Here is a 12,060-nt window from a genome sequence, read left to right as displayed (position 1 = left end):
CCATCGTCCCGCCCGTCGCCCCTGCAGCGGCGGTCACGCCACCGCCAGCGCCCGCTGCGTCAACGGGCCCGGGCCTGGACATCCAGCAGCTCGCGGACCTGGAGTCGCGCTGCGCGAAGCTGGACCAGCTCGACTACTTCGAAGTGCTCATGCTGGAGCGGACCGCCACGCCCGCGGACATCAAGCGCGCCTTCTACCGGGAGAGCCGCACCTACCATCCGGACCGCTTCTTCCAGGTGGACTCCAAGGAGCTGAAGGAGCGCATCAACGAGCTCTACAAGCGCGTCACCGAGGCCTACTACGTCCTGCGCGACGACACGAAGCGCAAGAAGTACGTCGTCGACGTGGCGGGCCCCGAGCGCGCCCAGAAGCTGCGCTTCACCGAGGCCTCCGAAGCGGAGACCAAGGCCGCCGCCAAGAAGGAGCAGGAAGAGCAGATCGGCACCCACCCCAAGGGACGCCAGTTCTTCCAGCAGGCGCAGAAGGACGCGGACGCCGGCAACTGGTCCGCCGCCGAGCGAAACTTGAAGATGGCGCTCACCTATGAGCCCGCCAACGCCCGCTACAAGGAGCGGCTGGCAGAGGTCCAGAAGCAGTCCCAGGACGAGTCCCGCGACAAGGGCGGCTCGTTCAAGATTCGCTGACGGCGGCGGCGCCCATGGTCATCGACCTCATCATCCTCGGACTGGTGCTGTTCTTCGCCATGATTGGCGCCATCACCGGGGCGTCGCGCCAGGTCGCCAACGTGGTGGGGCTGGCGGTGGGCTACTTCGCCTCGCGCCGCCTGGGCCCCCTGACGGCCCCACACCTGGCGGAGGCCCTGGGCAGCCCGCTCTTCCTGGGCGCCATCGTGGGCACGGTGCTCGTGTTCATCTGCACGTGGCTCGCGGTGCGCTACGCCCTGGGCGCGCTGCTGCTGCGCATCCTCTCCACCGGCCAGCACAATGAAAATCGGGGCCTGGACCGCTTCCTCGGCTTCGCGCTGGGCGGCGCGAAGATGGGCATCATCGCCTGGGTGGTGCTCAGCGCCATCGCCTTCTTCGAACAGCACGTCGTCATCGCGGGCCGCCGCGTGGGCCTGTCCCCGAAGGAGTCGCTCTCCATCGAGGTCGCCCGCCGCTACAACCTCTTCGAGATGACGCAGTTCGCCCCGGTGAAGAACCTGGTGGAGGTCGCCAAGGCCGCCAGCGATCCAAAGCGCGCGGGCCAGCTCCAGGACGACCCGGCCTACAAGGCCCTGCGCAAGGACGCCCGCTTCCAGCGCCTGCTGAAAGATCCGAAGCTGAAGCAGGCCCTGGCGCGTGGAGACACCGCCGCGCTGCTGCGCCACGACGGTGTGCTCCAGCTCATCCAGGACCCGGACGTGGCGGCCCGGCTGGGCGCCGCGGCCCGCGCGTCCGAGCGCGAGCCCTGACTCACACGTTCAGCTGCGTCGAATCCAGCCCGCGCAGCCGCTCCCGCACGAAGCCCGCGTCCACCGTCACCTGGCGCCGCCGCCGCTCGGGCGCCTCGAACATGACGTCCGCCATGACGTGCTCCAGGATGGACCGCAGGCCTCGAGCCCCCAGCCCACGCTCCACGGAATAGCGCACCACCTCGCGCAGGCCCGGGCCAGCGAAGTCCACCTCCAGGTCATCCATGGAGAGCAGCTCGCGGAACTCGCGCACGATGGAGTCCGGCGGCTCGGTGAGCACGCGAATCAGGTCCTCCTCGCCCAGCCGTTCCAGCTGCACCACCACCGGCAGGCGTCCAAGGAATTCCGCCAGCATGCCGAAGTCCGTCAACTGACGGGTGCTGATGCGCTTCTGGCTGCGCTTCGCCGCGTCCGCCGCGCCAAAGCCCAGGGCGCGGCTCCCTTCATCCCCCTCATCGTGCAAGTCGCTGAACGTCCCCGCGCAGATGAAGAGGATGTCGCGCGTGTCCACCTGCACGAAGTCGCTCTTGTTCCAGGCCTGGGTGACGTTGAGGGGCACGTACACCTCGCGCCCCTCCAGCAGCTTCAGCAGGGACTGCTGGACACCCTCGCCGCCGATGTCGCGGCTGCCCGCGCCGTTGCGGGCCCCCTGGGAGCGGCGGGCAATCTTGTCCACTTCGTCGATGAAGATGATGCCCCGCTGGGTGTCCTCCACGGAGTGGTTCGCCTTGAAGAGGAGGTCGGAGATCATCACCTCCACGTCCTTCCCGTAGTAGCCGGCCTCCGTGTACTCGGTGGCGTCCACGGTGGTGAACGGCACGTGGAGGATGTCCGCCAGGTTGCGGGCGATGTGCGTCTTGCCACTCCCGGTGGGGCCAATCAGCAAGATGTTGGATTTCTTGATGAGCGACGTCCGGCGCAGCCTTCGCGCCAGCAGCCGCTTGAGGTGATTGTGGGCCGCAATGGCCACGGCGCGCTTGGCGCCAGCCTGGCCGATGACGAAGCGATCCAGCCGCTCGTAGATTTCCCGCGGGGTCAGCACCGCTTCTTCCCTGCGTGCGGACGACTCCATGTACCCTCCCCTTGTTTCCACGCGTCCCTCAGGACTCACGGGAAAAGGGTAGGAATTGAATGGAGGGTCGGCCCGTGGGAGGAGACACACCGGGCGGCCGTCCCGCCTGCCCGCCTGCCCTCCGCACAGGCGGCTGTTGTATACCGAGGGGCTTTCCGATAGTTCCCGCGCGATTCCCGTGGCCGTATCCGTTGTTCATGGGAGTCCACCCCGTCCTACCCAGGGAGCCTTGAGACGCCGATGCCCGTAAACGCCCCTCCCCACCGCTGGACCCTCGCCGACGCGCACGAGCTGTACGGAATCCGGAACTGGGGCAACCCCTACTTCGGGATCAACGAGAAGGGCCATGTCATCGTCCACCCGGACGGTCCCCAGGCCCCGAACATGGACCTGAAGGAGCTGGTCGACGAAGTGCGCCGCCGGGGCATTGGCCTGCCGCTGCTCATCCGCTTCACGGACGTGCTGCGCCACCGCGTGGTCCACCTGAACGAGGCCTTCCGCAAGGCCATGACCGAGCACGGGTTCAAGGGCGGCTACCGCGGCGTGTACCCCATCAAGGTGAACCAGCACCGCTACGTGGTGGAGACCCTCATCGAGGCGGGCAAGGGCTACAACTACGGCCTGGAGGCCGGCAGCAAGCCGGAGCTGCTCGCGGTGATGGCGCTCTTGGAGAACGAGAACGCGCTCGTCATCTGCAACGGCTACAAGGACGAGGAGTACATCGAGACGGCGCTCTTCTACTCGCGCCTGGGCCGCAACGTCATCCTGGTGGTCGAGAAGCCCAGCGAGCTGCCGCTCATCGCGGAGGTCGCCCGGCGCACGGGCATCGCGCCTCGGCTGGGCATCCGCGTGAAGCTGTCCACGCGCGGCGCCGGCAAGTGGGAGGCCAGCGGCGGCGACCGCTCCAAGTTCGGGCTGACCTCCTCAGAGCTGATGAACTGCATCAGCTTCATGAAGGACGCCGGCCTGCTCAACGCCTTCGAGCTGCTGCACTTCCACCTGGGCAGCCAGATCTCCAACATCCGCAACGTGAAGAACGCGCTGCGCGAGGTGGGCTGCTTCTACGTGGAGGTGGCCCGTCAGGGCGCGCCGCTGAAGTACCTGGACGTGGGCGGCGGCCTGGGCGTGGACTACGACGGCTCCCAGACGAACTTTGCCTCCTCCATGAACTACACCACGGAGGAGTACGCCAACGACGTGGTGTTCGGCGTCATGGAGGCCTGTGACAGGGCCGGCGTGCCGCACCCCACGCTGGTGTCGGAGTCCGGCCGCGCCGTGGTGGCGCACCACGCGGTGCTGGTGGTGGACGTGCTGGGCACCAGCGAGTTCAACCCGGCGCCAGTCCCGGAGAAGGTGGACGACAAGGCGCCCTCCGTGGTGCGTAACCTCTGGTCCACCTACCGCGAGGTCACCAACAAGAACCTGCTGGAGGCGTGGCACGACGCGCAGGACGCCAAGGAGGAGAGCCTCACCCTCTTCTCGCTGGGCCACCTGTCGCTGGAGCAGCGCGTGGCGGCGGAGAACATCTACTGGGCCACCTGCCACAAGATCATGCGCATCGCGCGGGAGCAGGGAGAGATTCCCGAGGAGCTGGACTCCCTGGAGAAGGCGCTCAACGACACGTACTTCTGCAACTTCTCCGTGTTCCAGTCGCTGCCGGACTCGTGGGCCATCGACCAGCTCTTCCCGATGATGCCCATCCACCGCCTGTCGGAGAAGCCGACGCGCCGCGCGACGCTGGCGGACATCACCTGCGACTCGGACGGGAAGATTGAGCACTTCATCGACAAGCGCGAGGTGAAGGACGCCCTCGAGCTGCACGCGCTCAACGATGACGACTACTACCTGGGCATCTTCATGGTGGGCGCCTACCAGGAGATTCTGGGCGACCTCCACAACCTGTTCGGCGACACCCACGCCGTGCAGGTGTCGCTGGGGCCCAACGGGGGCTACCTCATCGACAACGTGGTGGCCGGCGACACGGTGACGGAGGTGCTCAACTACGTCAGCTACACCAAGGACGACCTGGTGGCGCGGCTGCGCAAGTTCACCGAGGCCGCGCTGCGCCAGGGCCGCATCACCCTGGACGAGTCGCGCAACCTGCTGCGCATGTACGAGGATGGCCTGTCCGGCTACACGTACCTGGAGCGCGAGGTGGACGCGAGCTTCGGCAGCAGCGCCAGCCAGCTGCGCCTGGTGCCCACGCCGGACGCCCGGCCCACGCCGCCGGCTCCCGGCGCGTCGGGGACGTCGGGCACCTGAGCCCCGCGCCCGGATGAAGTCCCAGCCCCCTGTCGCTCACCGCGGCAGGGGGCTTCTTCATTTCCGGGCGTCCGTCAGGGGCCCGCGACGAGCGGCTCTCCGGAGCCGAAGGGCTGCGGCTCCTCCGCGAAGGCCACGTCAGCCGCCTGGGCCCGCAGGCGCTGGAGCACGGAGCGCTGCGCCTCGCCGCGCTGCACGAGCGACTCGAAGGCAAACGCCGCCAGCCGCGTGTCCTTCACCGACACGCGCGCCAGCGTGCGCCAGAGGGACAGGCGGGCCTCGGTGGCCGCGCACAGCCCTTCCAGCTCCAGCAGCCGGCTCAAGGGCGAGTAGCGCACCAGCGTGCCGTTCAGCTTCAGCCGGCCCACCTTCTCCACCGCCCACGCGGCGCGCAGCTTCAGCCCGTCCCGCTTCAGCTCCAGTGCGTCCATCACCGACAGCAGCGTGGCCTGGTCCTCCTTCAGCTCGGGGATGAACGCCGCCAGGTAGCGGCCCAGCAGGTTGCCGTGGTTCTCCGCCTCCGTGCGGATCGCCAGCTCCAGCCCGCCCACCGAGCCCGCCAGGTGGTCATTGAGGTAGATGCCCAGCCGCTTCGCATGCATGCCGTGTCCTCCAGGACGAGCCCCGCAGCCGGGGAGGATGAACACGAAGGGGCCCACCCGCAGCACGCGCGAGCAGGCCCCTCTGGAGGGCAGGCGGCCCGGCGTCCTTCAGTCCGGGTAGCTGAACGTCAGCGGCAGCTTCACGTCCGGGTGGAGGCTGCGGGCCACCGGGCACTCGCGGCCCACCTGCTCCAGCGTAGCCCGGTGCTCGGCGGACAGGCCGGCCGGCATCTGGATGTCCAGCACCAGCTCGGCGATGCGGCGCGGCGGCGGCGTCATCCGCTTCTCCACGCGGGCGCTCACCTCGCCCAGGGCAATGCCCTCGCGCGAGGCGAACAGGTGCATCGTCGTCACCGCGCAGGACATCAGCGCCGCGCCCACCAGGTCCGTGGGCGAGAAGCTGCCACCGGTGCCGCCGTTGTCGCGCGGCGCCTCCGTCTGGTTCACCATGCCTGACGGGCCATGGGTGAGCTGCGTCTTGAACTGGGGCTGGCTGACCAGCGTCATCACCACGCCCGTGGCGGGCGGCTGCGGCAGGCTCATGTCGGCGCTCCTCGAAGCAAAAGGGCGCCGCCGGCATACCACCCGAACAGCCCGCGGGGCCGCTACTTGTTGCGCTTCCGGGCCGCGCCGCCGGACACCTTCGAAGGCGCCTCCGGCACACGCTCGGGCGCGCCGAGCACCTGGGCCCGCACCTGCTCGGCCGGCAGATGCGAAGTGTCCGCCACTACACAGGACACGAAGGCCAGCTCCGCCAGGGCCCGGCGCGCGCGTTGCCGCACCGCGGGGTCCTCCGAGGACAAGACCTCGGTGGCGGACGCCACGTAGCTGCTCGCCAGTGATTCGAAGAGGTAGACCCGGTTCTCGATGGTCGCATCGGACTTCTTGCCCATAGGGCTCGGACAGTAGCCACACCCCGGGTGGCGGCGGCACCCCCCATGCCGCAAGTTGGTGTGAAACCCGGCAGAGGTCGCGTATGGGAGACATTCACTCCACACCCCGGAGCCCGCCGTGATTGACCTGCACTCGCACACCACCGCCAGCGACGGTCAATATGCGCCCACGGAGCTGCTGGCGCGAGCCGCCGCCGCCGGGGTGACGGTGTTGGCGGTGACGGACCACGACACCGTCGCGGGCCTGGCCGAGGCCGAGGGGGCGGCGCGCGCCCACGGCGTGGAGCTGGTGCCGGGCATCGAAATCTCCGCGTTCATCCATGGACGCGAGTGCCACATCCTGGGGCACTTCCTGCGGCCGGACGACGAGGACATCGCCCGCTTCGCCGACCGGCTCCGCCTGGAGCGCGAGCAGCGCATGGAGGCCCTGCTGGAGCGCATGCGGCAATTGGGCTACCCGGTGCGCATGGAGCACGTCCGGGCGGTGGCCGGCGACGCGCAGTTGGGCCGCCCCCACCTGGCCCGCGTGCTGGTGGACCGAGGCTGGGTGGTGGACGTGAAGGAGGCCTTCGACCGCTTCCTGGGGACGCGCGGCGCCGCCTGGGTGGAGCGCTTCAAGCTGGCCGGCGAGGACGCCATCCGCCTCATCCGCAACGCGGGCGGCACGGCCACCCTCGCCCACCCGGGTTCATCGCGCATGGAGCGGCTCGAAATCCGCGCGCTCGCCCAACTGGGACTGGCCGGCCTCGAGGTCCTCCACGAGGACCACAACCCCAGCGTGCGCCAGAAGTACCTCGGCCTGGCCCGGGAGCTGGACCTGGTCCCCACCGCGGGCAGCGACTTCCACGGCGAGGCCATCTCCGCCGACCACCGGCTGGGCACCGCCTCCATGCCTCCCGAGCTCTTCGCCCGGCTCAAATCCCGCGCCCAGGCCTGAGCCGTCACAAGCGGGCAAAAGTGAAAATTCCCGGAATTTGATAGTCTCCAGGGCGCCATGGGGTGCCCGAGCGAGACGACACTGAGCGACTTCCTCGAAGGTGCGCTCCCGGACGCGCACCGCACGCGCGTCCTGGCCCACGTGGAGGGATGTGAGCGCTGCCAGGAGCACCTGGCCCTGGGAGCGAGCGCGTCGGAGGCCGTGCCCCCGCCCGGCGCTGGGCCCCTGGTGACCACGGGCACCCAGCTCTCACGCTACGTGGTGCAGGAGCGCATTGGCCGGGGCGCCATGGGCGAGGTGTACGCGGCCCATGACCCGGAGCTGGACCGAAGGGTCGCGCTGAAGCTGCTGCGCCCCGAGGGCCGGCACCTGGAGGAGCTGCGGCTGCGGCTGCTGCGCGAGGCCCAGGCCCTGGCCCGGCTGGCGCATCCGCACGTCGTCACCGTCCATGACGTGGGCGTCTGCGGCGACTGCGTCTTCCTGGCGCTGGAGCTGGTGGAGGGCGCGTCGCTGGCGGAGTGGCTGGAGTCGCCGCGCCCCTGGCAGGACGTGGTGCGCGTGTTCGTGGACGCGGGCCGGGGGCTGGCGGCCGCCCACGCCGCCGGGCTGGTCCACCGCGACTTCAAGCCGGGCAATGTGCTGGTCGGTAAGGAGGGGCGCGTGCGGGTGACGGACTTCGGGCTGGCCCGCCCCTCCCACCAGCGAGTCCTCGGCCACGTCGCGCCGACGAGCCTGGACGCGGCGGCGGCGCCGGCCTCGTGGGTGGACTCGCCGCTGACGCATTCGGGCGCGCTGCTGGGCACGCCCGCGTACATGGCGCCCGAGCAGCTTCAAGGCCACGGCGTGGACGCACGCTCGGACCAGTTCAGCTTCTGCGTGGCGCTGTACGAGGCGCTCCACGGCGTGCGCCCCTTCGAGGGCCGGACGCTGGAAGCACTGGGTCAGGCCGCGCGGGAAGGACGCCTCCGCGCGCCGGAGCGCGAAGCGAAAATCCCGGCCCGTGTGCGGCGCGCGGTGCTGCGAGGCCTGAGCGCCCGGCCGGAGGCGCGATTCCCGACGATGGAGGCGCTGCTGGCCGAACTGGCCCCCCGCACCGGAAGGCGTCTGGCCTGGGTGGGCGCCGCCGCAGTGGCCTGTGCGCTGGGGCTCACCGTGGGCTACGTGGCGGCGCACCGGAGGCAGGCCGGCTGCGAGCGGGAGGCGGAGCGGCTCACCACCATCTGGGGACCGGAGCGCCGCGAGCGAATCCACGCGGCCTTCCTGGCCACGGGAAAGCCCTTCGCCGCCGCCGCGTGGGAAGCCGTCGCCAGCACGCTGGACGGACACGCGGACACGTGGCGCGCGCTGCGCACCGACGCGTGCACGGCCTCGCGCGATGACGCCAACGCCTCATGGCAGACGGCCGCGTGTCTGGACACGCGGCTGTGGCACCTGGCCGCCGTCGTCGACGTGCTGGAGAAGGCGGACGCGCGAACGGTGCAGAACGCGCCGCAGCTGGTGGCGTCACTGGAGGGTATCTCCGGCTGCCGGGACGCTCCGGAGCTGGCGAACCGGCCGCAGCCTCCGGATGCCCTGCGGCCTCGCGTGGACGCGGCGCGACGCAAGCTGGCGGAGGCGCGGGCCTACATGGACGCGGGCAACCACCCTGGCGCGTTGAAGGAGACGACGGCCTTGCTCCAGGCCATCCAGGGGCTGGACTACCGCCCGCTGGAGGCGGAGGTCCTCACGCTGCACGGCTATGCCCATGGGCTCGCGGGCAAGCCCAAGGAGGCCGAGGAGCACCTCTACAAGGCGCTCTGGGCCGCCGAGGCGGGCCGCGACGATGAGACGGTGGCCCGCGTCTGGAACCTCCTCCTGTGGGTGGTGGGCGACCAGATGGCGCGCATGGACGAGGCGAACCGGCTGGTGCACCACGCCCGCGCCGCGGTGGAGCGCCTGGGCCGCGAGCGCTTCCCGCACATCGCCACCGACCTGCACCTGCGCATGGGCGGCCTGCTCCTGGTGCAGGGCAAGCTGGACGAAGCGGACGCGGAGTTCACCCAGGGCCTGGAGCTGGCGCGGCGGACCGCGGGCCCCTCGCGGCCTCGCGTGACGTACTTCCTCACCGGCCTGGGACGCGTCCGCTCCCGGCAGCTCCGCGCGGAGGAGGCCCTGGCGCTCTACCGGGAGGCGCAGGCCTACGCGTTCCAGGAGCGCCAGTGGAGCCCCGAGCACCCGGTGCTCGCGCTCAACCTCAACAACATCGCCACCGAGCTGCTCTCCCTGGGCCGCACGCAGGAAGCGCTCGAGACGTTCCAGCGCTCGCTGAGGCTGCTGGAGGCGGCGCGCTCCAAGGAGCACGCGAGCCTGGCCGCGCCCCTCAACAACCTGGCGGGCCTGCTGCGCCGCGAGGGACGCCTGGAGGAAGCCCGGAGCCACTACGCGCGGGCCCTGGCCATCTTCGAGCGCAGCAAGGGGCCGGACCATCCCAGCACCGTCACCGCGCTCGGCGGACTCGGCATGGTGGCCTATGACTCCGACCGGCTCGACGAGGCGCTCACGCACAATCAGCAGGCGCTGGAGCGCATCCAGCGCAGCGTGGGACAGGGCTCGCCGCGCCTGGAGATGTCGCTGCGCAACCTGGGCCTCATCCACCTGCGCGCGGGCCGGCCGGCGGTGGCGCGGCGCAACCTGACGCAGGCGTTGAGCCTCCTGCAGAAGGAGAACGGCACCGACAGCGTGGTGGCGTGCGGCGTGGAGCGGGACCTGGCCCGGGTGGACCTGGAGACGGGCGCGTTCAAAGCGGCGCTCACCCGCTGCCAGCGCGCCCTGGCCCTGGACGAAGCCGCGCAGGGTGACGACAGCCCGGACGCCGCGCTCGACCTCGCCTGCCTCGGCGAGGCGCACCTGGGCCTGCGCGCGCCGGAGCGGGCCGTCCCGCTGCTCGAGCGCGCACGCCGCATCCATGCGCGCGTGTGGCTGGACCGGAAGGAGGCCGCGCGAGTGTCCTTCCTCCTCGCGCGGGCCCTGTGGGAGCGGCCCGATCCGGAGGGGCGCGAGCAGGTCACGGCCCTCATCCACGAGGCCAAAGCGTGGCTGGAAGCCCAGGGGCTGCGCGCGCGGCGCGAGCACGATGAGCTCGTGGCCTGGCAGGCGCGCCACCTGCCCCGCGTGAGCAAGGTCACCCGATGAGCCAGGCGCCGGAAACGCTGACGCCGCTGCTGCTCGCGGGGGCTCCCGAGTCACTGCACGACACGCTGCGCTCCGCGCCCGCGCTGGAGGCCCTGCTCACGGAGCTGCTCGATACAGGCCGTGCGGCGTGGCCCACCGTGACGCTGGCGCCCGCGGCCCTGTTGCGCCACGTGGGCCGGCACCTGCGCACGGAGGGCACGCCCCTGCAGGCGCTCGAGCAGCTCCACGCCGCGGACGTCTACCTGGCGTGTGCCTGCGCCCAGGGAGAGCCCCAGGCGTTGCAGCTCTTCGAGAAGCACGTCCTCCAGAAGGTCGCCGCGCGGCTGTCACGGCACCTCACGGCGATGGTGGACGAGGTGCTCCAGGTGACGCGCCAGCGGCTCCTGCTGGGCGTCCACGGCGGCGCGCCGAAAATCGCGGAGTACTCGGGACGTGGCTCGCTGGGCGGCTGGGTGCGAATCGTCGCCTCGCGCGTCGGCGGCGAGCTGCTGGAGCAGGCCGGCCGCCACGAGCAGACCTCCACGCCCCCGGAGGCCCTGGAGCAGCTGTTGTCCCGGGACGACCCCGAGCGCGACGTGCTCCAGGCCCACTCCCGGCAGGCCCTGTCCGAATCCCTCCAGGCCGCGCTGGCGACGCTGTCCGAACGGGAGCGCGCGCTCTTGCGCCTGCACCATCTCCACGGCCTCACCATGGACCGCATCGCCACGCTGTACGCGGAGCCCCGCTCCAGCGTGGCGCGTCACGTGGCCCAGGCCCGTGAGCGGCTCCTGAAGGGGACTCACCGCGAGCTGGCCACCCGGCTGAAGCTGGACGGGCGCGAGGTGGAGAGCCTCCTGGGGCTGGTCCAGAGCCGCCTGGACCTCAGCCTCCACCGGCTGATGGGCTGATGCGCGGCTCGACCTCGGCGCCGATTCGGGCTGCGCGCTCAACGCGGGCGATGCCATCATCCAGGGAAACCCTGGACGAAAGAGCCCTCACGATGGCGCAGAAGAAGGCGAAGGCGAAGCGAGCGGACCGAGACCTGGAGAAGACGTACCCGCGCAAGGACTTCGTCGCGAAGCTGCGGCGGCTGGCGGACGCCATCGAGGCGGGCAAGGCCTTCAGCATCCAGGTCGCCGGCGAGCGCCTGCGCATCCCCGCCGACGCGCTCTTCAACATCGAGCACGAGCGCGAGGACGGCGTGGACGAGGTGGAGTTCCAGCTGCGCTGGCAGCGGGAGTGAGCCTCAGCTCCGCGTCGTCTTGAAGCGGCTGGTGACGGCGGTGAGCCCCTCGGCCACCGCCTGCAGGTCCTGGGCGATGCGCGTGGTGCGGCCCGTCGCGTCCACGCCCTGCTTCACCAGCTCCGCGACGTTGCGGGCGCCCTGCACGGCCTGCTCGCTGGACTGGCGCTGCTGCCGGGTGGCGATGGTGATTTGCCGCGCCGCCTCGCTGGTGCCGCGCGCCAGCTCGACGATGCGCTGGAACACGGAGGAGGCCTGCTCGGCCACCTCCACGCCCCGGTCGCTGGTGGCCATGCCCACGCGGGCCTTGGCCGCCGCCTCCTCGCCGGAGTCCTGCACCTTCTCCACGATGCGGGCGATGTCGCGCGCGGAGGCGGACACGTTCTCCGCCAGCTTGCGCATCTCCGCGGCCACCAACGAGAAGCCCCGCCCCACCTCGCCCGCCTTGGTGCCCTCCAGCGCCGCGTTCAGCGCCAGCAGGTCGGAG

Annotated in this window: 12 protein-coding genes; 7 read left to right on the top strand and 5 right to left on the bottom strand. The window is 70.9% G+C overall.

Going from position 1 to position 12,060, the window contains the following annotated elements:
• Both G4D87_RS23130 and G4D87_RS23125 read left to right on the top strand, forming a co-directional pair.
• Positions 1-644: J domain-containing protein (locus G4D87_RS23130; RefSeq protein ID WP_240358510.1), on the top strand; the 644-nt coding region annotated here is incomplete at its 5' end.
• Positions 645-658: 14 nt separating this feature from the next.
• The gene (locus G4D87_RS23125) at positions 659-1,414 is read left to right on the top strand and encodes a CvpA family protein (RefSeq protein ID WP_163784381.1); all 756 of its coding nucleotides are present in this window, start codon (positions 659-661) and stop codon (positions 1,412-1,414) included.
• 1 nt (position 1,415) lies between these two features.
• On the opposite strand, the gene clpX is transcribed toward G4D87_RS23125, so the two are convergent.
• Positions 1,416-2,486 carry an ATP-dependent Clp protease ATP-binding subunit ClpX gene (gene clpX, locus G4D87_RS23120; RefSeq protein WP_163784380.1) on the bottom strand — a complete coding sequence of 357 codons (1,071 nt, stop codon included), beginning with the start codon at positions 2,484-2,486 and terminating at the stop codon, positions 1,416-1,418.
• Positions 2,487-2,726: 240 nt separating this feature from the next.
• On the opposite strand from clpX, the gene speA reads away from it, so the two are divergent.
• Entirely contained in the window at positions 2,727-4,748 is a 2,022-nt protein-coding gene (speA, locus tag G4D87_RS23115; protein ID WP_163784379.1) for a biosynthetic arginine decarboxylase, read from the top strand.
• A gap of 74 nt (positions 4,749-4,822) precedes the next feature.
• Here the strand turns inward: speA and G4D87_RS23110 are convergent, their stop codons facing one another.
• The 3 genes from G4D87_RS23110 to G4D87_RS23100 all read right to left on the bottom strand — a co-directional run bounded on the left by G4D87_RS23110 (position 4,823) and on the right by G4D87_RS23100 (position 6,243).
• Positions 4,823-5,350 (bottom strand): hypothetical protein, encoded by a 528-nt coding sequence (locus tag G4D87_RS23110; RefSeq protein WP_176408847.1) that lies wholly within the window; start codon positions 5,348-5,350, stop codon positions 4,823-4,825.
• Between the two features lie 108 nt (positions 5,351-5,458).
• Positions 5,459-5,893, bottom strand: a complete 435-nt coding sequence (locus G4D87_RS23105; RefSeq protein ID WP_163784377.1) for an OsmC family protein — start codon at positions 5,891-5,893, stop codon at positions 5,459-5,461.
• Positions 5,894-5,955: 62 nt separating this feature from the next.
• Entirely contained in the window at positions 5,956-6,243 is a 288-nt protein-coding gene (locus tag G4D87_RS23100) for a hypothetical protein (RefSeq protein WP_163784376.1), read from the bottom strand.
• 118 nt (positions 6,244-6,361) lie between these two features.
• Here G4D87_RS23100 and G4D87_RS23095 point away from each other — a divergent pair, with 118 nt between their 5' ends.
• The 4 genes from G4D87_RS23095 (at position 6,362) to G4D87_RS23080 (ending at position 11,573) form a co-directional block, all read left to right on the top strand.
• Positions 6,362-7,180, top strand: coding sequence for a PHP domain-containing protein (locus tag G4D87_RS23095; RefSeq protein WP_163784375.1), 819 nt, complete (start codon positions 6,362-6,364; stop codon positions 7,178-7,180).
• A 57-nt stretch (positions 7,181-7,237) separates the two neighbouring features.
• Positions 7,238-10,351, top strand: a complete 3,114-nt coding sequence (locus G4D87_RS23090) for a tetratricopeptide repeat protein (protein ID WP_163784374.1) — start codon at positions 7,238-7,240, stop codon at positions 10,349-10,351.
• A complete protein-coding gene (locus G4D87_RS23085) occupies positions 10,348-11,238 on the top strand; it encodes a sigma-70 family RNA polymerase sigma factor (RefSeq protein WP_163784373.1) in 891 nt (296 codons plus the stop codon). Before G4D87_RS23090 ends, G4D87_RS23085 begins: the two co-directional genes overlap by 4 nt.
• A 92-nt stretch (positions 11,239-11,330) precedes the next feature.
• A complete protein-coding gene (locus G4D87_RS23080; RefSeq protein ID WP_163784372.1) occupies positions 11,331-11,573 on the top strand; it encodes an amphi-Trp domain-containing protein in 243 nt (80 codons plus the stop codon).
• A 3-nt stretch (positions 11,574-11,576) separates the two neighbouring features.
• On the opposite strand, the gene G4D87_RS23075 is transcribed toward G4D87_RS23080, so the two are convergent.
• The coding region (locus G4D87_RS23075; protein WP_240358509.1) for a methyl-accepting chemotaxis protein at positions 11,577-12,060 on the bottom strand (484 nt) is incomplete at its 5' end.

The organism is Myxococcus vastator (assembly GCF_010894475.1).
GTDB classification, from domain to species: domain Bacteria; phylum Myxococcota; class Myxococcia; order Myxococcales; family Myxococcaceae; genus Myxococcus; species Myxococcus vastator.
Note: the sequence above shows the minus strand (reverse complement) of the source record. Positions and strands in the feature narration are given on the sequence as shown.